This is a genomic window from Phenylobacterium sp., from assembly GCF_004799515.1.
GTDB lineage: Bacteria > Pseudomonadota > Alphaproteobacteria > Caulobacterales > Caulobacteraceae > Phenylobacterium.
Genome location: NZ_SSMX01000021.1, coordinates 40034 through 64561 on the forward strand (window position 1 = coordinate 40034; position 24528 = coordinate 64561).

The window sequence follows — 24528 nt, forward strand, 5'->3', positions numbered from 1 at the left end:
AATTCCTCAGAATTGTCGGATCAGGCGTTTCGCATGGCGCGCCTAGGGCGTCAAGCCGGGGCGTAGCGCAAGAAACTGCCTCCATTGGCCATTTGCGCCGATTTCGGAGAGCCGTGGCCAGTCCGCCATCTGGCCGCGCATCCAGGTCACCTGGCGTTTGACGTAGCGGCGGGTCTCCTGCTGGGCGGCGGCCAGGGCGTCGGCGAGGTCCGTCTCGCCGCGCAGATGGGCGGAGAACTCGCGGAAGCCCACGGCCTTCATCAGCGGCAGGGCCGGGTCGAGGGCGCGGGCGGCGAGGGCGGCCACTTCATCGAGCACGCCGGCGTCCAGCATGGCGGCCAGGCGGGCGTCGCAGCGGTCGTAGAGCGCCTCGCGCGGCGGATCGAGGGCGACGGCGGCCCAGGACCCGGCGGACAGGGCCAGGCGGCTGTCGGCCTGCCAGTCGGAGAGCGCCCGGCCGGTGGCGGCGAACACCTCCCAGGCCCGCGTCAGGCGCTGGCGGTCGGCGGCGGGAATGCGCGCGGCGGCGAGCGGGTCGGCGACGGCCAGGCGGGCGTGGAAGGCCTCGGCGCCCAGGGCCTCGAGTTCGGCGGCGGCGGCGCGGCGGGCCTCGGCGGGGATCGGCGGCACCTCGGCCAGGCCGTGGGTCAGGGCGCGGAAGTAGAGGCCGGTGCCGCCGACCACGACGGCGGGGCGGCCGCGCGCGGCGATGGCTTCGAGGGTCTCGTGCGCCGCCCTCAGCCAGCGGCCGACCGACCAGCCGTCGGCCGCGTCGACGGTCCCGAACAGGTGATGCGGCGCCTTGGCCTCGTCCTTAGGCGAGGGGCGCGCGGTCAGGATACGCAGGTCCGCATAGAGCTGCATGGAGTCGGCGTTGACGATTTCCGCGCCCAGGACCTCGGCCAGCCGCAGGGCCAATGCCGACTTGCCGCTTGCCGTGGGTCCGGCGATCAGCCAGATGCGGGGCGCCATGGAGCTTGTCCTTACCGTCGTGGCCCCGCCCGGCGTGGGGGCCGTCTCGCTGAACCTGCGCGATGTCTTCGCGAGCGTTGGCGCGCGAGGCAAGGAGTCTCGCAAGCTGGAGGCGGGCGACAGCGGCGTCACCGACGTGATCCTGGAGGCCGAGGACCTGGCCGCCGTGCGCGCCGCGCTGGCGCCGGCCATCGAGGGCCAGGGCGTCGACTGGTGCCTGCAGCCCACTGCGGGGCGGCGCAAGGCGCTGCTGGTGGCCGATATGGATTCCACCATCATCAACGTCGAATGCCTGGACGAGCTGGCCGACTTCGCGGGCCTGAAGGCGGAGATCTCGGCGATCACCGAGCGGGCCATGCGCGGCGAGCTACCCTTCGAGGCGGCCCTGCGCGAGCGCGTGGCCATGCTGAAGGGCCTGCCGGTCGCGGCCCTGCAGCAGGCCTATGACGAGCGGGTGCGGCTGAACCCGGGCGCACGGACCCTGGTACGCACCATGGCCGCCAATGGCGCGCGCTGCGTGCTGGTCTCCGGCGGCTTTTCCTTCTTTACAGCCCGCGTGGCGCAGGCGGCCCTGTTCCATGCCCACCGCGCCAACAGCCTGATCGAGGCGGATGGCCTGCTCGTGGGCGAGGTGGGCGAACCGATCATGGGCCGCGAGGCCAAGCTGGCGGCGCTGACGCAAGAGGCCGCAGCCCTGCGGCTGCCGCTCTCGGCCACGGTGGCCCTGGGCGACGGGGCCAACGACCTGGCGATGATCGAGGCCGCCGGCCTGGGCGTCGCCTACCGCGCCAAGCCCATCGTCGCGGCCCAGGCCGATGCGCGCATCGACCACAGCGACCTGACCAGCCTGCTCTACTTCCAGGGCTATGAGGCCGACGCCTTCGTGACGGACTGACGATGAGCCTGCCGCGCCCCGTCAAAGCCGTCGTTTTCGACATGGACGGCCTGTTGGTCGACACCGAGACGGTGGTGTTCGCCGCCATGCGCCATGCCGCCGCGGCGATCGGCGGGGAGATCCCATTCGCCACCTTCCAGCGGATGGTGGGCCTGACGCACGCCTCCAGCGACCTGATCCTGGCGGAGCACTTCGGCGAGGGCTTCGACCTGGAGGCCTTTTCCGCGGCGGTCAGCGGCTATTTCCGCCAGGAGCAGGCCGCCGGCATCGCGCTCAAGGCGGGTGTCGTGGAGATCCTGGACGAACTGGACCGTTTGGGGCTGCCGCGCGCGGTGGCGACCTCTTCCAGCCGTTACGCCGTGGAGCAGAGCCTTGGACCGCACGGCCTCCTGGGCCGCTTCGACGCCATCGTCCCGCGCGAGATGCAGGACCACGGCAAGCCGCACCCCGACCCCTTCCTGAAGGCCGCCGCGGCCCTGGGCGTCACGCCAGAGGACTGCCTGGCCCTGGAGGACAGCCACAACGGCGTCCGCGCCGCCCACGCCGCCGGCATGATGACCATCATGGTCCCCGACATGCTCGACCCGACCGAGGAGATGCAGACGCTCACCGTGCGCATCGCCGCCGATCTGCACGAGGTGCGGGAACTGCTGGCCGATCAGCGAAGCGCGATCCAGTAGCGCCGACCGCGCAGGCCTTCGATCCACGGATGGTCGACCTCGTCGCGGACGGCCCCGCCGTTCTTCTCGATCACCCGCATGGAGGCGGGGTTGTCGAGGTGAACAGTCAGCGTCACCCGATCCAGCGGCAGGGTCTCGCCGATGTGGTCCAGCATGGCGGCCAGCATGGCGCTGGCGTGGCCCTGGCCGCGCGCCGAGGGACGCACCGTGTAGCCCACGTGGCCGCCCCAGGCTTCCAGCGCCTCGTCCAGCTTGGGGCGGACGCTGATCGAGCCCAGGAAGGTCTCGCCCTCGACGTACCAGAGTTCAGTCTCGGGCGTGCGTTCGCCGAGGCTGCCGTCGGAGAGCACGACGTGGTGCGGCGGCTGGGCGAGGAGGCGGACGAACCACTCCGCCTGGCGTTCGATCTGGTCGATGATCGGCGGCGTCTCGGGCTGCAGAGGGTCGCGCGTATAGCCCTCGCGCAACGCCTCGACATAGCTCGGCATGAAGGCCATCGCCGGCCGCACAAGCCGTGGCATCGGCTCAGCGCTTGGCCGGGCCGCCGCCCCCGGCGCCCGCGTTCGGCCCCTGTTCGAAATACTTGAAGAAGGCGCTGTCGGGGGAAAGCACGAGGGTGGTGTCGCCCTGGCCCAAACCCGTCTCATAGGCCTGCATGGAGCGGTAGAAGGCCGCGAAGCTCGGGTCCTTGCCGAAGGCCTCGCCGAAGATGCGGGTCCGCTGGGCGTCGCCCTGGCCCTTGGTGGTCTCGCCCTCCTGGCGGGCGGTGGCGAGCGTGATGGCCACTTCCTTGTCGGCGGAGGCGATGATCTCGCGCTTCTGCTGCTCGCCCTGGGCGCGGTACTGGGCCGCGATCTGGGCGCGCTGGGTCTGCATGCGGCGGAACACCGAGGCCTGGTTGGCGGCGGGCAGGTCGGCGCGCTTGATGCGCAGGTCGATGACCTCGATGCCGAGGTTGGATTCCTTGGCGCGGCGGGTCACGTCGACCTTCGACTGCTGCATGAGCTGGTCACGGCGGAGCGAGATGATGTCGTCGGTGCTGGCCGAGCCCAGCACCTGGCGCAGGGAGGAGTTCACCAGCCGCTCCAGCCGGTCCTGCGCCGTGCGGTCGTCGCGCAGGGTGCGGTAGTACTGCAGCGGGTCGGAGATGCGGTAGCGGAGGAAGGCGTCGACCACCAGCCGCTGCTGGTTGCCGTCGACGATCTCTTCCTGGTCGGCCTCCATCGCCTGGTTGCGGCGGTCGAAGAGGATGACGTTCTCGACGAAGGGCTCTTTCAGGTGCAGGCCGGCGCCGGGCTGGCCGGGAGCGTGGATCACCCGCTCGGGCTGGCCGAAGCGCAGGACGATGGCCTCCTCGCGCTGCTCGACGACGAACAGGGAATTGTAGAGGGTCAGGAGGGCGGCGAAGGCCACGATGGCCCAGACCACAAGGACGGTGGAGCGGCTCATTGTTGCGCTCCCGGCGATTGCACCTGCGGTTGCGCCTGGCCCTGGCTCTGCGCCTGGGGCTGCGGGCTGGGCGTCGCGGTCTGCGGCTGGACGGTCTCGGCGTTGCGTGGCCGGAAGACGTCGGGCGGCAGGATCACCGGGGCGGTGATGCCCTTGCCGGAAATCACCACCTTGTTGGAGCGGGCCAGCACGCGTTCCATGGTCTCCAGATAGAGGCGGTCGCGGGTGGCTTGCGGCGCGCGCTTGTACTCGGCGTAGATCGAATTGAAGCGGGCGGCGTCGCCGGTGGCGGTGAGCACCGCCTGCTGGCGGTAGCCCTCGGCGTACTGGACGATCCGCGCCGCGTCGCCCTTGGCCTCGTTGACCACCCGGTTGCGGTAGGCGTCGGCCTCGTTGACCGCGGAGTCGCGGTCCTGCTCGGCGCTCTGCACGTCGCGGAAGGCGGCGACCACATCCTGCGGCGGGTTCACCGAGCGGATCTGCACCTCGACGATGCGGACGCCGGCGCCCCAGCTGTCGAGGGTCTTCTGCATCAGGTCGGCGGTCTCCAGCTGCACCTGGCCGCGGCCGTTGGTGAGGATCGGGTCGAGCTGGGTCTTGCCGATGACCTCGCGCATGGCGCTCTCGGCCACGGCCTTCACCGCCTCGTCGGGGCTGCGGGTGGAGAAGACGTAGCGCGCGGCGTCCGAGACCCGCCAGGTGACGCTGAAGGTCAGGTCGACGATGTTCTCGTCGCTGGTCAGCATCAGGCTTTCCTGCGGGATGTCGCTGTCGGTGGTGCCGCCGCCGCCGATGTCGATGCGGTTCAGGCTGGTGACCGGCACCTTCTCGGCGTGCTCGATGGGCCAGGGCAGGTGGTAGCGCAGGCCCGGCGCCTCGTCGCGGGAATAGGCCCCAAAGGTGGTGACCACCGCCTCCTCGTTGGGCTGCACCTGGTAGATGCCGGAGAGCGCCCAGAGCAGGAAGACCGCGCCGGCGACGGCGAGGAGCACGCCGGGACGCACGCCGCCGCCGCCCGATCCGCTGAATGCGTTGCGAAGGCGCTGGCGCAGCTGGTCCATGCCGGCGCCCAGGTCCGGGCCCGGGCCGCCGGGACGGCCGGGTCCGCGCCCGCCGCCATTGCCGCCGCCCCCGCCGCCTTGCGGGCGGCGCGGCGGGTCCTTGCGTCCATCGTCGCCACCCCCGGAAGGGGGCGAGCCCCACGGGCCGGGGTTGGCGTTGTCGTTCCAGGGCATGTGCCGGGTCGGCCTTGGTTTTGAGCTTGGTTGTTGTCGATCCAGCCGGCGGGGCCATGTAAACCGCGCCGTTCATCGGATATGAGACCCAACACCCCTCAAAGCAAGCTTAAGGCGCCATGAGCGAAACGCCCGTCCCCGACCGCGACGCCCTGATGACCGCCCTCGACGGCGTCGCCGACCCGAAGTCGGGGCGCGGGCTGGCGGCGGCGGGCCTGGTGCGGGGCCTGACGATCCGCGGCGACCGGGTGGGCTTCATGCTGGAGATCCCCGCGGCCGAGGCCGACCTCTATGCGCCGGTGCGTGACGCCGCCGAGCGCGTCCTGGCCGCCCAGCCCGGGGTCGCCGCCGCCCAGGTGGTGCTGACCGCCGAGGCCACAGGCCCGCAGCTTTCGGTCGCGCCCCGCCGCAAGCCGGCCCCGCGCGTGCAGGAGGACCCGCAGGCCAAGCTCGCGCCCATGGCCGAGGCCGAGCGGCCGCCCTTCGTCGGCAAGGTGATCGCGGTGGCCAGCGGCAAGGGCGGGGTCGGCAAGTCCACCGTCGCGGTGAACCTGGCCTGCGCCTTCGCCCGCCTGGGCCTGAAGGCCGGCCTGCTGGACGCCGACATCTACGGCCCCTCGGCGCCGCACATGATGGGGATCAAGGACGAACCCACCTTCGACGAGGACAAGCGGCTGATCCCGCTGATGGCCTGGGGCGTGAAGGTAATGTCCATCGGCTTCATCGTCGAGGACGGGACGGCCAACATCTGGCGCGGGCCGATGGCGTCCTCGGCGCTGCGCACCCTGATGAACAGCGTCTGGGGCACGGAGGCGGAACCGCTCGACGTGCTGGTCATCGACCTGCCGCCCGGCACCGGCGACATCCAGCTGACCCTGGTCCAGCGGCTGCAGCTCGACGGAGTGGTGATCGTCTCCACGCCGCAGGAGATCGCGCTGATCGACGCGCGCCGCGCGGCCACCATGTTCCGCAAGACCGGGACGGCGATCCTGGGGGTGGTGGAGAACATGGCCTGGTTCCCCGACCCGGCCACCGGCGCGCGCATCCCGATCTTCGGCGAGGGCGGCGCGGCGCGGGAGGCCCAGCGGCTGGGCGTGCCGCTGCTGGGTCAGGCGCCCATCGACATGGCGCTGCGCCAGGCCTGCGACGATGGCGAGCCCCTGGTGGCGGCCAAGCCCGAAAGCCCGGCCGCCCAGGTGTTCATGGACGTGGCGCGCCGGCTGATCGACTAGGCCTCAGCTGGCGCGCGCCGCGATGTTCTCCCCGGGGCCGCCCAGCACCTCGATCCCGGCCGCGTAGTCCCGCGATTCCAGCGCCTCGAGCTCCTGGCGGATCTCACTCTGCCGCTGGGCGGTGAGCTTGTAGCCGATCAGGCAGGCCGACCCGATGACCACCAGGATGATCGGGGCGAAGACGTAGCACATCTCCAGCCCCCGGATGGCTTCGGGCGTGTTGTGATAGCCGGGCTTGGCGACGAAGCCGACCATGTCGAGGATCGGATAGATGATGGTCACCGCCAGGGACGACCCCAGCTTCTGGGTCAGGGTGACCAGGGCGTAGAGGACGCCGGCCCGCTCCTGGCCGGTCTCCAGCCGAAGCTGGTCGGCCACGTCGGCGACCATGGCGCGGATCAGGACGATGAAGGCCGACCCGCAGAAGCCGACCGAGAACATGCTGACGAAGGTCGGCCAGAACAGGCCCGCCGGGATCAGCATCAGGATGGTCTGGGTGATCGCATAGCCGAGGCCGGCCAGTTGCACGGTGCGGTGCTTGCCCAGGCGCTGGGCGACCTTGGCCCAGACCGGCGCGCCGACGATGCCGGACGCGCCGTAGGGGATCAGGAGGATGCTCACCAGCCCGAGCTCGAAGCCCTTCGCCTCGTGGAAGAAGAACAGGTAGATCGGCGCGCTGGCGCCGGGCCCCAGGATCAGGAACAGGTCGGCCAGGACCAGGCGGAACATCGAGGGATTGGTGATGACCGCCAGATAGTCCTTCAGCGTCGTGCGATCCTTGCGGGCCACCGGCGCCGTGCGTTCCGGCGTCGACAACAGCGTGATCAGGACGGCGACGGTGGCCGCCACGATGATGATCCAGCCGATGGTCGGGATGCTGTTGGGGTCCGCCGGCTTGATCTTGCCGTGGGTGATCAGCGGCAGGGCGCTAATCATCGAGGAGCCGAAGACGCCGATGCCCAGCATCCAGCCGAACATCCGCGAGCGCTCGTTGTACTTGCCGCTCAGCGCCGCCGCCCAGGCCGAGTGGCCAAGCACCAGCATCGAGTAGGCGATGTAGAGCAGGATGTACCAAGTGAAGAGGTAGCTGGCGTCCACGCCCGTCGGCGGGTTGAACACCTTGTAGACCGCCACCCACAGCACCGGCAGGCCGGCGACGAACCACGGGCGATAGCGGCCGAACGGCGTCTTGGTGATGTCCATGAGCCAGCCGAGGAAGAGGTCGACGCCCAGGTCGGCCAGCCGCAGCGCCCCGATGGTCAGGCCGATGGCGGTCAGCGAGATGCCCATCTTGCCGGCGTAGAAGGGCGGCAGGTAGGTCGAGAGCATGCCGACGAGGAGGTAGGCCGGGATGCTGCCGGCGGAAAATGCGAGCAAACGCGGAAGGGGCATGCGGCCGTCGGCCGTTCCGGAACGGACTGTCCCCGAATGTAGGGTCACTGAACGTCTCCCTAAATCAATGGTCACCCTCTTTTGGGGTGCTTATGTGAGCAGGAGAGACCACAGACTGCCGGACGCGCAAGGGCTTTCGGACCGGGCGGGCGGTCACGGACCGGTGACAAGGGTCTCGCCCGGCGAGGCCGAAAGGCTCTCCACCACGGGGCTTTCGCCATAGACGGCGTCGCGGGCGTCGAGCTGGCGGCGGATGTCGGCGTGGCGCTCGGCGGAGAGTTTGTAGCCCACGAAGCAGGCCCCCGCGATCATCACGAAGACGATCGGGCCGATGGTGTAGGCGAGCTCCAGGCCCAGGATCTGGCGGGGGCCGTTCACCGCGTGCTCGGCGGGATTGTAGCCGACCAGGGACAGGACCCAGAAGGTCAGGGTGACGGCCAGGGCGCCGGCCATCTTGCTGGAGCCGCTGGTCAGCGCATAGAGCAGGCCGATCTGCTGCTGGCCGTTCTCCAGCCGGATCTCGTCGCCCACGTCGGCGGTGATCGAGCGGATCATCACGATGGAGCCTGCGGCGAACGCGCCCGCCACCAGCATCGTCGGGGCGGCGATCCAGAAGCTGGCCCTGGGCGACAGGAAGATCACGATCAGCATCAGCGAATAGCCGGTGGTGGTGACCATCAGCGCGCGGTGCTTGTTGATGCGGTTGGCGAGCCAGGCGGTCAGCGGCGCGCCGATCAGGCCGGCCGCCAGGTAGATCACCAGCAGGCCATTGGCTGCTGAGGTGGAGAAGCCGCGGCTGTCGGTGAAGAAGAACAGGTAGAGCGCGCTCATCCAGCCGGGGCCCAGGATGACGAAGAAGTCGGCCGCCAGGATGCGCAGCACATTGGGCCGAGCCAGCAGGCGCGCGTAGTCGCTGAGCCGCACCTGGGCCTCGGGCGCGCGCCCCACCGGCTCCGGCGTGCGCAGGGTGACGAGCGCGATGACCAGGGGCGACATGATCACCAGGAACCAGCCCACCGCCTGGATGCCCTGGGCGTCGGTCTTGTGCTGCAATTGGGCGGTGAGGATCGGGATCACCAGGACGGCGACGGCGCCAAGGGTGCCCAGGCCCTGCAGGGCGCCGAAGATCCGCGAGCGCTGGGTGTAGCTGGCGGCCAGCATCGCCGCCCAGGCGTTGGCCGCCAGCAACAGGAACGACATGCCGAGGTACATGATCAGCAGCCAGACCAGCAGGTAGGTCCCGCTCGCGCCCACCGGCGCCTCGTACATCATGTAGATGGCGACCATCAGCACCGGCGCGCCCAGCATCATCCACGGCCGGTAGCGGCCGAGCGGCGTGCGCGTGCGGTCCATCACCAGGCCCAGCAAGGGGTCCAGCGGGATGTCGATCAGCCGCACCAGGCCGAACACCGCCCCGACCGCCAGGCCCAGGCCGATGTGGCGGGCGAAGTAGTTCGGCACCTGCACCGCGACGGAGGTGTTGAGCGCGGCGAACGGCAGGTAGCAGCAGGCGAAGGTCAGGACCGAGGCCAGCGACAGCTCACCGGGCGCCGCGGATTTCCCCGTGGGCGATGGGGCCTGGGACAACGCGATCCTCCTGGTCCGCCACGCCTCTGGCGGGCGCGATCAGGAGGCAAGGTTAGCCGTTCCTCCTTGCGGGGGCGCAAGTTGATTCGGCGTAATGCGGATATCCTCCCCCCCTCGGAGGGGGAGGATTTGGTTCAGCCGCCCATCAGGCGGAAGAACTTGGCGCTCTGCTCGCCGCCGGCCTGGTAGGCCTGCTGGCCGGCCGGGTCGGTGATCTTGGCCCAGTTGTCGCGGACCTCTTCGACGGACAGGCCGCCTTCGCCCAGGTAGACGCCCTCGGTCTCGACGATGCGGGCCAGGGCGAAGGCGCCTGCGCCGGCGGTCAGGATGCAACCGGTGGGCGCCTCGTCCGAGCAGAGGAAGACCACGCCAGGGGTCACGTACTCCGGCTTCAGCCGCTCCAGGATGGCGGGCGGCATCAGGTTCTCGGTCATCCGGGTGGCGGCCACCGGAGCGATGGCGTTGACGTGGATGTTGTTCTTCTGGCCCTCGAGCTTCAGCGTGTTCATGAAGCCGATGATGCCGAGCTTGGCCGCGCCGTAGTTCGACTGGCCGAAGTTGCCGTAGAGGCCGGACGACGACGTCGTGCAGACGATGCGGCCGTAATTCTGTTCGCGCATGATCTCCCAGACCGCCTTGGCGGGCTTCACCGTGCCCATCAGGTGGACGCCGAGCACGAACTCGAAGTCGGCGATCTCCATCTTGGCGAAGGTCTTGTCGCGCAGCACCCCGGCGTTGGCGACCAGGACGTCGATGCGGCCCCAGGCGTCCATGGCCTGCTTGACCATCAGGGCGACGCCGGCGTCGTCGGTGACCGAGCTGCCGTTGGCGATGGCCTCGCCGCCCAGGGCCTTGATCTCGTCGACGACCCTGTGGCTGGCCTCCGAGCCGCCGCCGGAGCCGTCCATGGAGCCGCCCAGGTCGTTGACCACCACCTTGGCCCCGCGCCGGGCGAGCTCGAGCGCATGCTGGCGGCCGAGGCCCCCGCCAGCGCCGGTGACGATGGCCACTTTGCCGTCGAAGCGGATGTCCGCCATGAGAAGTCCTCTCTGGATAAGCCCGCGGGCCCGCGCAGATGCGGGGCCTCGAATTCGGCGGCGGTTTTGCGGGCTCACGGCAGAGGCGTCAAGGCGCGGCTGGCGTTGCTCGCCGCCCCGAAACCCAGAGTGGGCCTCCTCCGCCCGCTGGCGGAAGGCGGAGGAGGCCAGCGGACCTAGCCTATCCCACTGCAGGCGGGGTGGTTTGCGCCTGCTGCTGGGTCCGCATGAATTTGACCAGCACCCGCTGGCCGATCAGGAAGGGCGCGTCGGTGGCGCCGACCACCACCTCGACGACGCGCTCGTCGGTCTTTTCGGTCGGGTCGTCCGACTGCAGCTTGCGCGCCCCGAACACCTCGGCCCGGCGCAGCACCTTGCCGGTGAAGACCCGCGTCGGGTCGGCTTCCGGCGAGAGCTGCACGGTCTGGCCGATCTCGACGAAGGGCAGGGAGCTCTCGGTGATCTCGGCGCGCACGATGCGGCTGGACTTGGGCTCGAGGTCGAACATGTTGGAGACGTTCAGCGTCGAGGCGCCGGCGCCGGGGTTGGCGTAGCGGCGCACGATCCGCCCGTCGGCCGGGGCGCGGATGATGGTGAGTTCCTGGTTGTACTTGGCCTGGCTGAGCTTGGCCTGGGCGGTGGCGATGGCGGCGTTCTGCGCCTCCAGGCTGGCCTCGGCGCCGCGGATGGCGTCCTGCGCCTGATCCACCGACTGGCGGGAGATGAACTGCTTGTCGATCAGGCCCTGGACGCGGCCGAATTCGCGCTTGGCGGTGGAGATCTGCACCTGCAGCAGGGCGACCTGGGCCTGGGCCTGGCGCAGTTCGGCCTCGGCCTCCATGGCCTGCAGGCGAGGCTGCTCGTCCTCCAGGCGGGCCAGCACCTGGCCCTTCTTCACGTCGTCGCCTTCCTGGACGTTGACGTCCTCGACCACGCCGGAGGTGCGGGCGGCGACCTGGATCATGCCGCCTTCCACGTCGGCCTTGCCGTTGGCGATGGCGACGTAGGGGCTCTTGGGCGCGGACGCGGCGGCGGCCTTGGCCTGCTCGGCCTTCTTGGCGTTGGCCTGGTGCGACATGAAGAGGCCGCCGCCGGCCGCGAGCGCGACGAGCACGACGGCGATCCAGACGAAACGGTTGCGGAGAAAGGCGAACATGACGGTGTCCTCAGGCCTCGACGAGTTCGGGGCGGTGGTGAAGGGGATCGGCGGGGGCCTCGGCGCGGTCGACCCGGTGGTCGTCCAGGATGTGGCCGTCCTCAATGTGGATGATGCGGTCGGCGTAGGCCTCCAGCCGCGGGTCGTGGGTCACGCAGATCACGGCCGCGCCATGGCTCTTGGCGGCGCGCTGCAGGAGACGGATGACGATCTGGCCGTTTTCGCCGTCGAGCGCGCTGGTGGGCTCGTCGGCGAACAGGAGCTGGGGCTGTTTGGCCAGGGCCCGGGCGATGGCGACGCGCTGCTTCTCGCCGCCCGACATCTCGGCGGGGCGCGAGTTCATGCGCATCTCCAGGCCCACTTCGGCCAGGGCGTCAGCGGCGCGGCGGCGGGCGTCGCGCTTAGGGACGCCCTGGTACTTGAGCACGATCTCCACCTGCTGCAGGGCGGTGAGGGCCGAGAACAGGTTGAAGCCCTGGAAGATGAAGCCGCAGTGGTCGAGCCGGAAGCGGTCGATGCGGTTCTGGCGCAGGCCCCAGAGGTCCTGGCCCAGCGCGCTCACCTGGCCCTCGTCGGGCTTCAGGAGGCCCGACAGCGCCGCGACCAGGGTCGACTTGCCCGAGCCCGAGGGGCCCATGACCATGGTCACGTCGCCGTGCAGGGCGTCGAAGTCGACCCGCTTCAGCACCTCGATATGGGTGCGGCCGGTCTTGAAGCGCTTGTAGAGGCCGTGCGCCTTGATGGCGTGTTCGCTGGCAGAGCTCATCGCAGCAGGTCCGCAGGTTGGCTTCTCTTCAGCACGCCCAGGGAGAACAGTCCCGACAGGACGGAGATGACGAGGAGGAGCACGGTGACGGTGATGATCCAGGGCATGGGGAAGCCCATCGGCATGCCCAGGCTCTGGCCCAGCATGTAGACGCCGAAGGTGAAGAGCGCCGTGGCCAGGAGGCCCGCGACGCCCACCCAGAGCGCCAGCTCCAGGACGATGCGGCTGAGCGAGCCCATAGAGACGCCGAGCGCCCGCAGGCTGGCGAATTCCTTGATGCTGGCCAGGATCGCGCCGCGCAGGGTCTGCGAGGTGATGCCGACCCCGATCAGCAGGCCCAGGAACAGGGAGAAGCCCAGGAAGATGCCGATGATCTGCTCGCCCATCAGGGCGCTCTCATTGGCCTTCGAGAGGTCCTCGCGGGTCCAGGCGCGGTAGAGGCCGCCGGACACCTTGTTGAGCTGCTCCACCACCTGGCGCGCCTGGGTCGGATCGCGCAGGCGCACCATCAGGGGGCCGGTCTTGCCGCCCTTCGCGCCCATGCCCAGGAGATGCATGGTGTCCCGCGACATGTAGACCGAGGGCTGGTCGACGTTGGGATAGTTCTCCAGCACGCCGCGCACATGGACGGTCTTGCCGCTCAGGGACGCGGTCGCCCCGAGACTGGTGCCCAGCCGGGGCAGGGCGGTCTTGTCGATCACCACCGCGTAGGGCTCCATCAGCGCCAGGCGGATGGATTCTGGAAAGTCGGTCGGCAGGGTCACCGAGCCGGGGCGCGGATCGACGTCGAAGGTGTTGACGTAGGTGGTGACGGCCTTCTTGCCGGGCGCGGGCGTGTTGACCCAGCGCGCGCCATCGCCGTCGAGGCTTTCGACCTCGGCCACCTGCGGGTTCAGGTAGAGCAAGGGCTCGACCCGCTCGGGCAGGGAGTCCGGCCCGGCGTTGATCATGCTCTCGTTCTTGGGCGCCAGGACCATGATGTCGGCGCGGCTGCGGTCGATGGTGGCGGTGGCGGCCTGGACGATGCCGGTGAACATGCCGACCTGGGCCAGGATCAGCAGGCCGGAAAAGGCCAGCGCGACCATGGCGGCACTGTAGCGCTTCCATTCGAACAGCAGCGTGGCGAGAGCCAGCGACATAACCACCTCCGGGTTGAGCGCGGGAATGTCGCCGACCTGCCCGGAGGAGCCAGTTAAATCCCGGTAAGGGAGATCGCCCGGCAAACCCCGCGCAGCCGCAGCCCACGCTCACTTGCAAGGAGACGCGAGGCGCTACGCCCGGATGCGGCGGGCGGGATTAAACCTTCGTAATCCGGGCGGCGGCGAGCCGAAGCGCGGTTATTCGCCGCCTTTGGACTTCTCGGGGATCGGTGTGCCGAAGATGCCGGGGCCCATGGTGGGCTTGATTCCCTGGGCCTCCTGCTGGCGCGCGCCGCCCAGGATGCCGGCCATGGCGTAGTTGCCTTCGTGGCAGGCGTATTCGAACACCCGGTCCTTGCGCCCGTTCAGGCTCTCCTCGGCCTTCCAGGTCTGGGTGTAGTAGACCGGGTCCTCGACCTGGAACTGGTAGAAGATCTGGGTCGGCGAGGTGCGGGTGAAGCGCTCAGTGACCCGCGCCTTCTCGGAGAGGTAGATCGGCCCGGTCCGGCCCTCTTCCGGGTTCACGTTGACGGTGTCGACCACCAGGGTCTCGCCCTCCCACCAGCCGACGCTGTCGCCGAGCCAGGCGGTCATCACCGCGGGGCGGTGGTGGGCGAGCGCCGTCGCCTTGTCCTTGAACAGCGGGATGACCCGGGCGTCGTGGACCATCTCCACCTCGATCACCACGGCGTCAGGCGTCTCCACGATCTGATAGTTGTTGTTGTAGATGGTGTTCAGCATGCCCGGCCCGCCGGCGCCGGTGAAGCCGATCAGGCACCGCTCGGACACCGGCAGGTACTCCGGCCCCGCGAACAGGTTCTTGGCCCGGTCGCTGCGGTAGTCGGCCAGCAGCGTCTTGCCGGCGTCGGACAACGGCAGCTGGCCGTTGGCCGGCTCGACGATCCAGGACGTGCGGAACTCGCCCTTCACGTTGGCCAGGCTCATGCCCGGGTCGATCCAGAAGGTGTTGTAGCCGCGGTCGCTGTTGCCGTCCTTCAGGAGGTTGTCGTTGAAGTTAGAAGGACCTTCCTCGGCCGCGGCCAGCTTCTCGAAGGGGCTGTCCTTGGCGAGCTTGGCGGCCTCGTCCTTGTCCACCACCAGCTTCGCGACGCCGGGGCTGCGGGTGAGGTTGGTCACAGAGGCGTTGGACCAGACGCCGGTGAGGTCCGGCCGGCCGTAGCCGGTGCGCGGCGCGAGATAGGGCTTGGCCTTGGCGGGCTGCGCCGGCGGGTCGGCGGCCTGGGCCGCGCCCACGATCCCCAAAGCCAACGCCCATACGACAACGGAGACGCCGTTCCTCATCGTCCTGCTCCCTGTTGCGGGCGTCCTGACGGTTAGGCCGGCGCCCGTCGTTTTGAGAGAGGGAGTCTAGCAGAACCGGCGCCTTGGCGCAGGCTGCAAACTTGCGCCACCGCCCCAACTGCTCCTCTATCGGCGGCGGGGGCCGCGAGGGGGAATCGCGGCCGGCGGGGATTAGGTCGTCGATGTTCGGTCTTCAGAACGCGCAGAGCCTGGTGGGCGTCGCGCTGACCATCGGAATCTGCTGGGCGCTGTCGGAGAACCGCCGGGCCTTCCCTTGGAAGCTGGCGATCGGGGCGGTGCTGGTGCAGGCGGCGCTGGTGCTGGCGTTGTTCGGGGTCGCGCCGCTGCGGGCCGGGCTGGTGGGCGTCGGCCATGCGGTGGACGGCCTGGCCGCCAGCACCCAGGCGGGCGTCGCCTTCGTGTTCGGCTTCCTGGCCGGGACGCCGGACCAGCCCTACGCGCTGACCAATCCCGGCGGCCTGTTCATCCTGGCCTTCCGCGTCCTGCCGGTGATCCTGGTGGTCTGCGCCCTGGCGGCCCTGCTCTGGCACTGGCGAATCCTGAAGTGGATCACCCAGGGCTTCGGCCTGCTCTTCGAGAAGACCATGGGGCTGCGCGGGCCGCCGGCGCTCGCCACCGCCGCCACGGTGTTCATGGGCCAGGTGGAGGGTCCGATCTTCATCCGCAGCTACCTGCCGCGCCTGTCGCGCTCGGAGCTGTTCATGCTGCTCGGGGTGGGGATGAGCTGCGTCTCCGGCTCGACCATGGTGGCCTATGCGACGATCCTGAAGGACGTCCTGCCGAACGCCGCCAGCCACGTGCTGACCGCCTCGATCATCTCCGCCCCGGCCGGGGTGCTGCTGGCCCGCATCCTGGTGCCGCGCCAGCCGCAGGACGAGGTCTCCGAGCCGCTGAGCGAGGAAGAGGACAAGGTCTACGAAAGCTCCATCGACGCCCTGATCAAGGGCACGTCGGACGGGCTATCCATCGTGCTGAACGTCGCCGCGACCCTGATCGTCTTCGTGGCCCTGGTGGCGATGCTGAACGGGCTCCTGGGCCTGGCGGGCAGCGTCGGCGGTGCCCCGATCTCCGTGGAGCGGATGCTGGGGGTGATCTTCGCGCCGCTCGCCTGGGCGTTGGGCATCCGCTGGGCCGACGCGCCGACCGCGGGCTCGCTCTTAGGCGTAAAGCTGGTGCTGACCGAGTTCACCGCCTTCATCCGCCTGGGCACCCTGCCGGCCGGGACCATCGACGAGCGCACCCGGGTGATCATGACCTATGCGCTCTGCGGCTTCGCCAACATCGCCTCGGTCGGCATCAACGTCGCCGGTTACTCCGTGCTGGTCCCGGAGCGGCGCGCGGAGATCATGGGCATGGTCTGGAAGGCGATGATGGCCGGCTTCCTGGCCACCTGCTTGACCGCTTCGGTGGTGGGCGTCATGCCCTCCATCCTGTTCGGCCACTGACCGGAGCCTCCGCCATGAAGCTCTACGACGCCCCCGTCGCGCCCAACCCCCGCAGGGTCCGCTGGGTGATGGCCGAGAAAGGCATCACCGATATCGAGGTCGTGCAGGTCTCGATCCCGGACAGCGAGCACAAGTCTGCGGACTACCTGGCCAAGGCCGGCCTGCCGCAGTTGCCGATGCTGGAGATGGACGACGGCGCGGCGGTCACCGAGTCTCTGGCCATCTGCCGCTATCTGGAAAGCCGATATCCCGAGCCCAATCTGTTCGGCCGCACGCCGGAGGAGACCGCGGTCATCGAGATGTGGACCCGCCGCGCCGAGATGCTGGTGGCCACGCCCTTCATGCTGGGCGTCCGTCTGGCGCATCCCGCCTTCGCGCCGCTGGAGACGCCGGCGCCCGAAGTCGCCGAATGGAACCAGAAGACTGCCATGAACGCGCTGAAGGTGCTGGACCGGCGGCTGGGCGAGAGCGCTTTCCTGGCCACCGAGAGGATCACCATCGCCGACATCGTGGCCGTGATCGGCATCGACTTCGCCCGCATCGTGCGCCTGCGGCCGCCGGAAGAACTCGCCCACCTCAATCGCTGGCTGGCCGCCATGCGCGAGCGGCCGGCCGCTGGAGTCTGAGAGCCTCGGGCCCGATCGGGCGTCAGCCGCCCGGCTTCGAGGAGGGCGGGTCCGGCGGCCGGGGCGGTACGGGGGAGACGATGAAGTCGTCGTGGACGTCGCGCGCGACGCTGTCGCCCATTCGGTGCAGCGCCGCCTGCAGCTCCAGCAGATCGGAATAAGGCAGCTCCAGCACATGTTCGTTCGGATGCGCCGGCGCGGCCTGCGGATAGTCCTTGCCGGACGTGGCGGTCATCTCGATGTGGGCGCCCAGGATGTGGCTGACGTGGCGGTCCTTGGTGAAGCCCGCCACCCGGTCGATGCTGTCGCGGTAGTCGGTGAAGAGGTTCAGCGGCACATAGAGCCGGCCCGGATAGAGGCTGTCGCCGGAGAGCAGCAGCCGCGTCTTCGGGTCGAAGATCATGATGTGCGACGGATGGTGGCCGGGCGCCGGGATGACGGTCAGGGCGCGGCCGCCCAGGTCGAAGGTGACGATGTCGCGCGGCCAGGCGGCGATCTTGAAGAAGGTCGCGACGTCGCGGGCGGTCCAGCCCACCACGACGGTGTCCGGCCGGTCCTTGAACTCCGGGTCGCCGGCGGTGTGGTCGCCGTGGCTGTGGCTGTGGGCGACCACCAGCGGGATCGAGGCGCGGTGGTGCGCGGCCAGCCAGTCGGCGATCACCCCGTCGACGGTCGGGCGCACCTTGAGGCCGCCCGCGCCGGTGTCGAGCAGCAGGGCGCGGTCCTTGCCGAACAGCAGGTAGAGGAAGGGCGCCTCGAAGTCGGTCTTCACCGACTGGCGGATGACGAAGGTGTCGGCGTCGTAGCGCTGCACTTGCATCTGCGGCTCGCTGGCCGCCGTCCCGTCGATCCAGGGGGCGAACAGCGGCTTGGCCAGGGCCGTAGCGGGGAGGGCGGCGGCGGGGAAGGCCAGGACCAGGGCCGCGGCGATCAGACCGGCGAGCTTCATGTGCGCGGCTCCGGTGGGCGTCGGCGATCAGTTCAAGGGAGCGGATTCGGGCGTCGAGGGAAGGCCCGACCGCCATGACGAAGACCTCGTCGGCATGGGCCTCGCTAGCCTTGTCCACGAGCCGCGCGTGGACGGCGGGGGCGTCGGCGGCGATGGTGCGCGTCTCCACCAGGGTCCGCACCGGCGTGCTCGCGAACTCCGCCAGGAAGGTCTCGGCGCTCTCCAGGTCGAGGAAGCGGCGCCGGCGGCCGGCCAGCATGGAGACGTTGGCCGCGCGGCGCAGGGCGTCCTCGCGCCAAGCCTGCTCGGCGGTGTCGGCGGCGTAGGCGACCAACGCGATCCCGGACCAGGGCCCGCTGCGGAATTGCGACGGCTGGAAGGCCGCGCGGTAGGCCGCCACCGCCGGCCCGCCGTCGGTCCGAGCGATGAACTCGGCGAACACCATGCCGACGCCCATCTGGCCGGCGAAGGCGGCGCTCTCCTCCGAGGTGCAGAGCACGAAGACGTCCGGGTGCGAGGGCCCGGCGGGATTGGCGTGGATGTCGTGCAGCGGATGGTCGTCGCCGATCGGCGCCTTGCCCGAGGCGTCGAGCAGCCAGGTGGTCAGGAGGTGGAAATACTGCGGGAACGCCTCCGAGCCCACGGAGCGAAGCGCGCCGCCGGTGCGCGCGTCGGCGCCGAGCGCGCGGCCCAGGCCCAGGTCGATGCGGCCCGGCGCCAGGGCCTCCAACGCCATGAACACCTCCGCCACCTTCAGCGGCGAATAATTGACCAGCATGACGCCGCCGGAGCCCAGCCGCAGGGTGGTGGTCGCCTGGGTCAGGGCCGCGATCAGGATCTCCGGCGCGGCCGAGCCCAGGCCCGCGATGCTGTGGTGCTCGGACAGCCAGAGCCGATGATAGCCGAGGCGCTCGACGGCTCGGGCGATCTCGATCGTCTCGCGCACCGCCTGCGCCTGGGTGGCCTCGCCGGTCACCGGCGACAGGTCGAGGGCCGACAGGATCACCGGCTCACTCGTCCAGATACTTCCAGGTGTCGGCGCCGTCGAAGGGGCGGACGCGCGTGTTGGGCCAGTCGATGGCGTCCATCAGCCGCGCGTTGATCCCCATGCGGTCGCGGGCGCCGTCGAGGCTCTGCCAGTGGGTGGTGACGCCGCAGGTCTTGCAGCGGTGGAAGGCCAGCATCCGGTCGCCCCAGACATAGGGCTGGGTCGAGCCGGCCTTTGGCATCCCAACCTCCGATTGCTTGTAGTAGGCCCAGCGCGCCGCGAGCTTGCGGCAGATCGAACAGTTGCATTCGGTGACGGCTTCCGGCGGCTCGGGCGCGGTCAGGCGCACGGCTCCGCAGTGGCAGGCGGCCTCGATCATCGGCGGCGGCTCCCTATGGTCGCTCTTTGTTTGGACGGGGCCGCTTGGCCTGTCCCTCACGCCTACTTAGGAACCCAGTCCTGTCTTTTTGAGCACCCCGGTCTTTTTGAGCACCGAGGAGAAACTCATCATCGGGGCGCCGTCCCGCGACGCATTGGAGATGATCCCGCGCACGAAGACCATGGAGCGCGCGGCCTTCACCACCTCGCCGCGGCATTCCACGAGGTCGCCGATCCCCGCCGAGCCGACGAACTCGCCGTTGAAGGTGGCTGTGACGCTGTTCGTGCCGTCGATGGCCTCGCGGGCGATCCAGAACAGGCAGAAGTCGGCGAAGGTCATGACGCAGCCACCGTGCATGAACATCCCGCCGTTCATGTGTTTGCGCTCGGCGCGGAAGGCGCAGACCCGCGCGCCCGCTTCGTCGATCCGGCAGTAGAACGGCCCCGCCAGGTCCTCGAATGGGTCGCCGCCCGGATACGAGCTCCAGCCCGCCCACTCGCCCTCGGTCACGACCCGCAGCTTCGAGGCGTAGTTGTTGTCTTCGGCCGCGCCGTCCATGTTCCCAATCTGTTCCAGTTGAGCTAGAGGTCATATCCTCAAAGCATGGGGGAGATGCATGGGAAAGGGTGGGTTGTTTGGATTCCTGGGTCGCGGGCGCACAGCGCCGCTTACGATCGAGGAGTTCAGGGGTCGCGTGATCGCAGAGGTCTCCAGACGGGACCCGAGCGTCAAAGCGGAGACCGATGGTGAGGCCGCACTGGTCCGAGAGAACGGCGATTGGACCACGGTGACGCATCCGTATCACTTGTATCGACAACATCCGCGCGCGTTGGATTCGCTCGTGGAACAGGCTGCGAATTTCTTTTTCGACAAACCGGTTTCGGCGACGCCCGAAGGTCTCGTTGTCGTCGTGCGTTCGACGGACAGCTCAGCTGAGGACTATCAAGCCAATGACAGAGGCTTGGCTCGACCCATCTTGGGAAATCTCATCGCCATCGCTGTGATGGACACGCCAGAGCGGAGCGCATTCCTCAGAGCGAGCGTGTTGCGAAATCAGCTTGGAATGGATGACGCCGCGATTTGGGCGCGAGCTTTGGGGAATCTTCGAACCCGTGTGAAAATGGTCCCGCCCATACTAGAGCCGGGACGCGTGGCCACCCTGGCTACGAAGGTCGGACTGGCCTCCAGCCTTCTTGCGGATGACGCCTTCTGGAACCATTCCAATCTGGCGGGCGCCGGCGATCTGGTGGTTTCTCCCATCGAACTCGACAAGCTCATTGTCGCCAAAGTGAGCGAGGGCGAACTCATCCAAACCCTGAGGCGCGTCGCTGAGGGCTATAGGACGGCGAACTTCCTCAGCGACCGCCTGCTGCTTCGTCGGAATGGCGTCTGGGAGGAATTCGAATAGGGCGCGCCGAAGGGTTTGCTGCGGGCGGGTTCAAACACTAGTTTGCCGGCGCTCCAACGCCTGCGAGGACCTGTCATGAAGCGCGCCGCCATCGTCTCTCCCATCCGCACCGCCGTCGGCAAATACATGGGCGCGCTGTCGGACATGACCGCCGGCGACCTGGGTGCGGTGGTGCTGAAGGCGTTGGTGGAGCGCACGGGCGTCGATCCGGGCAGGATCGACGACGTGATCTTCGCCCAGGGCTACGGCTCGGGCGAGGCGCCGTGCATCGCGCGGTGGTCGGCGCTGGCGGCGGGCCTGCCGATCGAGGTGCCGGGCTACCAGCTCGACCGCCGTTGCGGATCGGGCCTGCAGGCGGTGGTGGACGCCGCGATGATGGTGCAGACCGGCGTCGCCGACGTGGTGGTGGCCGGCGGCGTCGAGAGCATGAGCAACGTCGAGTACTACACCACCGACATGCGCAAGGGCGCGCGGGCCGGGTCGGTGACCATGCACGACCGCCTGGCGCGCGGGCGGGTGATGAGCCAGCCCATCGAGCGCTTCGGGGTGATCAGCGGTATGATCGAGACCGCCGACAACCTGGCGCGCGACTACCAGATCAGCCGCGAGGCCTCGGACGAATACGCCGCCGAGAGCCACAAGCGCGCCGCAGCCGCTTGGGCGGACGGCAAGTTCGACGATGAGGTCGTGCCGGTCTCGGTGCCCCAGAAGAAGGGCGATCCGATCGTCTTCGCCAAGGATGAGGGCGTGCGGCCCGACGCGACGGCGGAGAGCCTCGGCAAGCTGCGCCCCATCGAGAAGGACGGCGTGGTCACCGCCGGCAACGCCAGCCAGCAGAATGACGCCGCCGCCGCCTGCCTGGTGGTCGCCGAGGACAAGCTGGAGGAGCTCGGCCTGGAGCCCATGGGCTATTTCGTGAGCTGGGCGGCGGCGGGCTGCGACCCCTCGCGCATGGGCATCGGCCCGGTGCCGGCGGTGAAGCGCCTGTTCGAACGCACCGGCCTCTCCTGGGACGACATCGACCTCGTGGAGTTGAACGAGGCCTTCGCGCCGCAGGTGTTGGCGGTGCTCAAGGGCTGGGGCTGGGACGAGCGCGACCGGCTGAACGTCAACGGTTCCGGCATCTCGCTCGGCCACCCGATCGGCGCCACCGGCGGACGCATCCTCGCCAACCTGCTGCGCGAGCTGCAGCGGCGTGACGGCAAGTATGGCCTGGAGACCATGTGCATCGGCGGCGGCCAGGGCATCGCCGCCATCTTCGAGCGCGCCTGACCCATGGCGCTGGATCCCGAAACCCGCGAACAGCTGATCGACACCGTCGCCCGCTTCGTCGCCGAACGCTTGCGGCCTTTGGAGGCGAAGGTGTCGGAAGACGACGCCATCTCGCCGGAGGTGATCGAGGAGATGAAGGGCCTGGGGCTCTTCGGCCTGTCGATCCCCGAAGCCTATGGCGGCCTGGACCTCTCGATGGAGGACGAGTGCCTGGTGGCCGTGGAGCTCGGCCGCACAAGCCCGGCCTTCCGCTCGGCCTTCGGCACCAACGTCGGCATCGGCAGCCAGGGGCTGGTGATGTTCGGCACCGAGGATCAGAAGCAGAAGTACCTGCCGGGCATCGCCTCGGGCGAGATCATCACCTCCTTCGCGCTCACCGAACCCGAGGCGGGGTCGGACAGCGCCAACGTCCAGACCCGCGCCATCCTGGACGGCGACCACTATGTGCTGAACGGGTCGAAGCGGTACATCACCAACGCCAACAAGGCCGACCTTTTCACGGTCATGGCGCGGTCCGATCCCGACAAGCCCGGCGCGGGCGGCGTCTCGGCCTTCCTGGTGGAGCGCAATCTGCCCGGCCTGTCGGTGGGCAAGCCCGAGAAGAAGATGGGCCAACAGGGCGCCCACATCTGCGACGTGATCTTCGACAATGTCCGCGTGCCCGTGGAGAACCGCCTGGGACGCGAAGGCGAAGGCTTCAAGGTCGCCATGCAGGTGCTGGACCGCGGCCGGCTGCACATCTCGGCGGTCTGCATCGGCGTCGCCGAGCGGCTGATCAAGGACTGCGTGGCCTACATGGGCGAGCGCAAGCAGTTCGGCCAGGCGCTGTCGAACTTCCAGCTGCTGCAGGGGATGATCGCCGACTCCAAGACCGAGAGCCTGGCGGCTAAGGCGCTCACCATGGAGACCGCCCGCAAGCGCGACGCCGGCCAGAACATTACGATGGAGGCCGCGGCCGCGAAGTATTTTGCTTCGGAAATGGTGGGGCGGGTGGCGGACCGGGCGGTGCAGATCTTCGGCGGCGCCGGCTATGTCGCTGATTACGGCATAGAGCGGTTCTACCGCGACGTGCGCATCTTCCGTATCTACGAGGGCGCCAGCCAGATCCAGCAGGTGGTCATCGCCCGCGAGACCCTGAAGCGGGGCGGCTGATGAGCGAGGTCCTGGAGACCGCGATCTTCGACCTCCTGGCGAAGGTCGCGCCGGGCAAATCGGTGTCGCCGGAGGAGGTGGCCCGCGCCGCCGATCCGGAGGGTTGGCGTCGCACCCTGGGCCACGTCCGCGCCGTGGCCCGCGGGCTGGCGCGGCAGGGCAAGCTCGTGATCCTGCGGCACAACAAGGCGGCCGACCCGGACGACTTCAAGGGCGTCTACCGCCTGCGCCTGCCGCTGGCGGGCGAGGGCGTGGTCGAGGAGGGCTCAGAGGGCGACCCTGGGGGCGACCTTGAGGCGGATGGCGGCGCTGCGACCTGAAGGCGCCTCGAAACCGCCGGACCGATATGGCATTGCGAAGCCGACGATGACGCATTTCGCCGCCCTGATCCTAGCCGCCCTGATGCTCGGGGCCTGCACCCCGCTCATGGTGCAGCAGGCCGGCAATCCGCCGATGGGGTTCTCAGGCCCTCGCATCGAGGCCACCGACATCGTCAGCTTCGACGGCGCCAAGCTCGGCCTGTCGGAATGGGACGCTACAAGCGGCGATCCCTGGGCGGTGATCGTCGGCGTCCACGGCATGAACGACTACGCCAACGCCTTCCACATGGCCGCGCCCTGGTGGGCCGAGCAGGGCGTCACCACCATCGCCTACGACCAGCGCGGCTTCGGCCGCTCGCCGGGCCGCGGCATCTGGGCCGGCGACGACCTGATGGTCGAGGACCTGCGCACCGTCGCCGCGCTGGCCCGCGCCAAGTATCCGCGCGCCCTCATCGTGGTGGCCGGCGAGAGCCTGGGCGGGGCGGTGGCGGCGGAAGCCTTCGCCTCCGACCGGCCGCCCACCGCCGACCGGCTGGTGCTGCTGTCGCCGGCCGTCTGGGGCTGGCGCGAGCAGCCGCTGCCCTACAAGACCCTGCTCTGGCTGGCCGCCAACTTCACCGGCCCCAAGGTCTACACCCCGCCGAGCTGGCTCACCTCGCACGTCACGCCGTCGGACAACATCGACGAGCTGATCGCCATGGGCCGCGATCCCCTGATGATCTGGGGCGCGCGCTCGGACACCCTCTATGGCCTGGTCACCACCATGGGCAAAGCGGCCGACGACGTGGGCAAGGCCAGCCTGCCGACGCTCTACCTCTATGGCGCCCACGACCAGATCATCCCCAAGGACGCGGCCTTCAAGGCGGCGAAGCAGCTGAAGCCCACCGACCGCTCGGCCTACTATGCCCACGGCTATCACCTGATGATGCGTGACTACGAAGGCCCGATGGTCTGGAAGGACATCCTGGCCTTCATCCGCGACCCGAAAGGGGCCTTGCCCTCCGGCGCGCCGAAGATCCCCACCGCGCCTTCAGCCCCGCCCGCCCCGCAGGTCCAGGCGCGCGCCGGGTCCTGAATCCGGGTTGTTCCCTTAACCGGTCAGGCGTAGAGGCTGGCCCCGCAAATC

The 24528-nt window shown here is 69.3% G+C and carries 24 protein-coding genes and 1 pseudogene; 10 read left to right on the forward strand and 15 right to left on the reverse strand.

Annotated elements, in window-relative coordinates; all coding sequences use genetic code 11:
* Positions 1-42 precede the first annotated feature (42 nt).
* A complete protein-coding gene (gene miaA, locus E8A49_RS08020) occupies positions 43-972 on the reverse strand; it encodes a tRNA (adenosine(37)-N6)-dimethylallyltransferase MiaA (RefSeq protein WP_293378709.1) in 930 nt (309 codons plus the stop codon).
* On the opposite strand from miaA, the gene serB reads away from it, so the two are divergent.
* Entirely contained in the window at positions 971-1867 is an 897-nt protein-coding gene (serB, locus tag E8A49_RS08025) for a phosphoserine phosphatase SerB (protein ID WP_366928802.1), read from the forward strand. The genes miaA and serB overlap by 2 nt on opposite strands.
* Positions 1868-1869: 2 nt before the next feature.
* Positions 1870-2547: an HAD family phosphatase gene (locus E8A49_RS08030; RefSeq protein ID WP_293378712.1), complete on the forward strand. Its 678-nt coding sequence runs from the start codon at positions 1870-1872 to the stop codon at positions 2545-2547.
* Here the strand turns inward: E8A49_RS08030 and E8A49_RS08035 are convergent.
* The 3 genes from E8A49_RS08035 to hflK are packed head-to-tail and all read right to left on the reverse strand — an operon-like array spanning position 2526 to position 5231.
* Positions 2526-3068 carry a GNAT family N-acetyltransferase gene (locus tag E8A49_RS08035; RefSeq protein WP_293378715.1) on the reverse strand — a complete coding sequence of 181 codons (543 nt, stop codon included), beginning with the start codon at positions 3066-3068 and terminating at the stop codon, positions 2526-2528. The two genes, E8A49_RS08030 and E8A49_RS08035, sit on opposite strands and share 22 nt — an antisense overlap.
* A gap of 4 nt (positions 3069-3072) precedes the next feature.
* A complete protein-coding gene (locus E8A49_RS08040; protein ID WP_293378718.1) occupies positions 3073-3996 on the reverse strand; it encodes a protease modulator HflC in 924 nt (307 codons plus the stop codon).
* Positions 3993-5231, reverse strand: coding sequence for an FtsH protease activity modulator HflK (gene hflK / locus E8A49_RS08045; RefSeq protein WP_293378721.1), 1239 nt, complete (start codon positions 5229-5231; stop codon positions 3993-3995). Before hflK ends, E8A49_RS08040 begins: the two co-directional genes overlap by 4 nt.
* A 119-nt stretch (positions 5232-5350) precedes the next feature.
* On the opposite strand from hflK, the gene E8A49_RS08050 reads away from it, so the two are divergent.
* Positions 5351-6463, forward strand: coding sequence for an Mrp/NBP35 family ATP-binding protein (locus E8A49_RS08050; protein WP_293378724.1), 1113 nt, complete (start codon positions 5351-5353; stop codon positions 6461-6463).
* Between the two features lie 3 nt (positions 6464-6466).
* On the opposite strand, the gene E8A49_RS08055 is transcribed toward E8A49_RS08050, so the two are convergent.
* The 7 genes from E8A49_RS08055 to E8A49_RS08085 all read right to left on the reverse strand — a co-directional run bounded on the left by E8A49_RS08055 (position 6467) and on the right by E8A49_RS08085 (position 14842).
* Positions 6467-7855 carry an MFS transporter gene (locus tag E8A49_RS08055; protein ID WP_293378727.1) on the reverse strand — a complete coding sequence of 463 codons (1389 nt, stop codon included), beginning with the start codon at positions 7853-7855 and terminating at the stop codon, positions 6467-6469.
* Between the two features lie 153 nt (positions 7856-8008).
* On the reverse strand, positions 8009-9442 hold the full coding sequence (locus tag E8A49_RS08060) for an MFS transporter (protein ID WP_293378729.1): 1434 nt from the start codon (positions 9440-9442) through the stop codon (positions 8009-8011).
* A 134-nt stretch (positions 9443-9576) separates the two neighbouring features.
* Complete coding sequence (locus E8A49_RS08065; protein ID WP_293378732.1) at positions 9577-10479, reverse strand: SDR family NAD(P)-dependent oxidoreductase; 903 nt, start codon at positions 10477-10479, stop codon at positions 9577-9579.
* Between the two features lie 181 nt (positions 10480-10660).
* Positions 10661-11635, reverse strand: a complete 975-nt coding sequence (locus tag E8A49_RS08070) for an efflux RND transporter periplasmic adaptor subunit (RefSeq protein WP_293378735.1) — start codon at positions 11633-11635, stop codon at positions 10661-10663.
* Positions 11636-11645: 10 nt separating this feature from the next.
* Positions 11646-12401, reverse strand: coding sequence for an ABC transporter ATP-binding protein (locus tag E8A49_RS08075; RefSeq protein WP_293378738.1), 756 nt, complete (start codon positions 12399-12401; stop codon positions 11646-11648).
* Entirely contained in the window at positions 12398-13540 is a 1143-nt protein-coding gene (locus E8A49_RS08080) for an ABC transporter permease (protein WP_293378741.1), read from the reverse strand. Before E8A49_RS08080 ends, E8A49_RS08075 begins: the two co-directional genes overlap by 4 nt.
* A gap of 198 nt (positions 13541-13738) precedes the next feature.
* Entirely contained in the window at positions 13739-14842 is a 1104-nt protein-coding gene (locus E8A49_RS08085; RefSeq protein ID WP_293378744.1) for a hypothetical protein, read from the reverse strand.
* A 182-nt stretch (positions 14843-15024) separates the two neighbouring features.
* Here E8A49_RS08085 and E8A49_RS08090 point away from each other — a divergent pair, with 182 nt between their 5' ends.
* Together E8A49_RS08090 and E8A49_RS08095 are read left to right on the forward strand one after the other, a co-directional pair.
* Positions 15025-16308, forward strand: a complete 1284-nt coding sequence (locus E8A49_RS08090) for a nucleoside transporter C-terminal domain-containing protein (RefSeq protein WP_293378747.1) — start codon at positions 15025-15027, stop codon at positions 16306-16308.
* A 14-nt stretch (positions 16309-16322) separates the two neighbouring features.
* Positions 16323-16934, forward strand: a complete 612-nt coding sequence (locus E8A49_RS08095) for a glutathione S-transferase (RefSeq protein WP_293378750.1) — start codon at positions 16323-16325, stop codon at positions 16932-16934.
* A gap of 22 nt (positions 16935-16956) precedes the next feature.
* Here E8A49_RS08095 and E8A49_RS08100 read toward each other — a convergent pair whose 3' ends face one another.
* The 4 genes and pseudogenes from E8A49_RS08100 to E8A49_RS08110 all read right to left on the reverse strand — a co-directional run bounded on the left by E8A49_RS08100 (position 16957) and on the right by E8A49_RS08110 (position 19808).
* The gene (locus E8A49_RS08100; RefSeq protein WP_293378753.1) at positions 16957-17883 is read right to left on the reverse strand and encodes an MBL fold metallo-hydrolase; all 927 of its coding nucleotides are present in this window, start codon (positions 17881-17883) and stop codon (positions 16957-16959) included.
* Positions 17884-17911: 28 nt separating this feature from the next.
* A pseudogene (locus tag E8A49_RS23160) lies at positions 17912-18889 on the reverse strand (MsnO8 family LLM class oxidoreductase); the annotation flags it as partial.
* 4 nt (positions 18890-18893) lie between these two features.
* Positions 18894-19250: a GFA family protein gene (locus E8A49_RS08105; protein WP_293378756.1), complete on the reverse strand. Its 357-nt coding sequence runs from the start codon at positions 19248-19250 to the stop codon at positions 18894-18896.
* Between the two features lie 66 nt (positions 19251-19316).
* Positions 19317-19808: a PaaI family thioesterase gene (locus tag E8A49_RS08110; protein WP_293378759.1), complete on the reverse strand. Its 492-nt coding sequence runs from the start codon at positions 19806-19808 to the stop codon at positions 19317-19319.
* A gap of 136 nt (positions 19809-19944) precedes the next feature.
* Between E8A49_RS08110 and E8A49_RS08115 the strand changes: the two genes are divergently transcribed.
* The 5 genes from E8A49_RS08115 (at position 19945) to E8A49_RS08135 (ending at position 24477) form a co-directional block, all read left to right on the forward strand.
* Positions 19945-20658, forward strand: coding sequence for a hypothetical protein (locus E8A49_RS08115; protein ID WP_293378762.1), 714 nt, complete (start codon positions 19945-19947; stop codon positions 20656-20658).
* Between the two features lie 75 nt (positions 20659-20733).
* Positions 20734-21930: an acetyl-CoA C-acetyltransferase gene (locus tag E8A49_RS08120; RefSeq protein ID WP_293378765.1), complete on the forward strand. Its 1197-nt coding sequence runs from the start codon at positions 20734-20736 to the stop codon at positions 21928-21930.
* A 3-nt stretch (positions 21931-21933) separates the two neighbouring features.
* Positions 21934-23082: an acyl-CoA dehydrogenase family protein gene (locus E8A49_RS08125; protein ID WP_293378768.1), complete on the forward strand. Its 1149-nt coding sequence runs from the start codon at positions 21934-21936 to the stop codon at positions 23080-23082.
* A complete protein-coding gene (locus E8A49_RS08130; protein WP_293378770.1) occupies positions 23082-23402 on the forward strand; it encodes a DUF3253 domain-containing protein in 321 nt (106 codons plus the stop codon). The genes E8A49_RS08125 and E8A49_RS08130 overlap by 1 nt, the downstream gene beginning before the upstream one ends.
* Positions 23403-23448: 46 nt before the next feature.
* A complete protein-coding gene (locus tag E8A49_RS08135; protein ID WP_293378773.1) occupies positions 23449-24477 on the forward strand; it encodes an alpha/beta fold hydrolase in 1029 nt (342 codons plus the stop codon).
* Positions 24478-24528 lie beyond the last annotated feature (51 nt).

What these genes read in the sequence shown, in the direction of transcription:
- serB (WP_366928802.1), top strand. Translation starts at nt 971, where the DNA reads ATGGAGCTTGTCCTTACCGTCGTGGCCCCGCCCGGCGTGGGGGCCGTC.
- miaA (WP_293378709.1), bottom strand. Translation starts at nt 972, where the DNA reads ATGGCGCCCCGCATCTGGCTGATCGCCGGACCCACGGCAAGCGGCAAG.
- E8A49_RS08030 (WP_293378712.1), top strand. Translation starts at nt 1,870, where the DNA reads ATGAGCCTGCCGCGCCCCGTCAAAGCCGTCGTTTTCGACATGGACGGC.
- E8A49_RS08035 (WP_293378715.1), bottom strand. Translation starts at nt 3,068, where the DNA reads ATGCCACGGCTTGTGCGGCCGGCGATGGCCTTCATGCCGAGCTATGTC.
- E8A49_RS08040 (WP_293378718.1), bottom strand. Translation starts at nt 3,996, where the DNA reads ATGAGCCGCTCCACCGTCCTTGTGGTCTGGGCCATCGTGGCCTTCGCC.
- hflK (WP_293378721.1), bottom strand. Translation starts at nt 5,231, where the DNA reads ATGCCCTGGAACGACAACGCCAACCCCGGCCCGTGGGGCTCGCCCCCT.
- E8A49_RS08050 (WP_293378724.1), top strand. Translation starts at nt 5,351, where the DNA reads ATGAGCGAAACGCCCGTCCCCGACCGCGACGCCCTGATGACCGCCCTC.
- E8A49_RS08055 (WP_293378727.1), bottom strand. Translation starts at nt 7,855, where the DNA reads ATGCCCCTTCCGCGTTTGCTCGCATTTTCCGCCGGCAGCATCCCGGCC.
- E8A49_RS08065 (WP_293378732.1), bottom strand. Translation starts at nt 10,479, where the DNA reads ATGGCGGACATCCGCTTCGACGGCAAAGTGGCCATCGTCACCGGCGCT.
- E8A49_RS08070 (WP_293378735.1), bottom strand. Translation starts at nt 11,635, where the DNA reads ATGTTCGCCTTTCTCCGCAACCGTTTCGTCTGGATCGCCGTCGTGCTC.
- E8A49_RS08075 (WP_293378738.1), bottom strand. Translation starts at nt 12,401, where the DNA reads ATGAGCTCTGCCAGCGAACACGCCATCAAGGCGCACGGCCTCTACAAG.
- E8A49_RS08080 (WP_293378741.1), bottom strand. Translation starts at nt 13,540, where the DNA reads ATGTCGCTGGCTCTCGCCACGCTGCTGTTCGAATGGAAGCGCTACAGT.
- E8A49_RS08085 (WP_293378744.1), bottom strand. Translation starts at nt 14,842, where the DNA reads ATGAGGAACGGCGTCTCCGTTGTCGTATGGGCGTTGGCTTTGGGGATC.
- E8A49_RS08090 (WP_293378747.1), top strand. Translation starts at nt 15,025, where the DNA reads ATGTTCGGTCTTCAGAACGCGCAGAGCCTGGTGGGCGTCGCGCTGACC.
- E8A49_RS08095 (WP_293378750.1), top strand. Translation starts at nt 16,323, where the DNA reads ATGAAGCTCTACGACGCCCCCGTCGCGCCCAACCCCCGCAGGGTCCGC.
- E8A49_RS08100 (WP_293378753.1), bottom strand. Translation starts at nt 17,883, where the DNA reads ATGAAGCTCGCCGGTCTGATCGCCGCGGCCCTGGTCCTGGCCTTCCCC.
- E8A49_RS08105 (WP_293378756.1), bottom strand. Translation starts at nt 19,250, where the DNA reads ATGATCGAGGCCGCCTGCCACTGCGGAGCCGTGCGCCTGACCGCGCCC.
- E8A49_RS08110 (WP_293378759.1), bottom strand. Translation starts at nt 19,808, where the DNA reads ATGGACGGCGCGGCCGAAGACAACAACTACGCCTCGAAGCTGCGGGTC.
- E8A49_RS08120 (WP_293378765.1), top strand. Translation starts at nt 20,734, where the DNA reads ATGAAGCGCGCCGCCATCGTCTCTCCCATCCGCACCGCCGTCGGCAAA.
- E8A49_RS08125 (WP_293378768.1), top strand. Translation starts at nt 21,934, where the DNA reads ATGGCGCTGGATCCCGAAACCCGCGAACAGCTGATCGACACCGTCGCC.
- E8A49_RS08130 (WP_293378770.1), top strand. Translation starts at nt 23,082, where the DNA reads ATGAGCGAGGTCCTGGAGACCGCGATCTTCGACCTCCTGGCGAAGGTC.
- E8A49_RS08135 (WP_293378773.1), top strand. Translation starts at nt 23,449, where the DNA reads ATGACGCATTTCGCCGCCCTGATCCTAGCCGCCCTGATGCTCGGGGCC.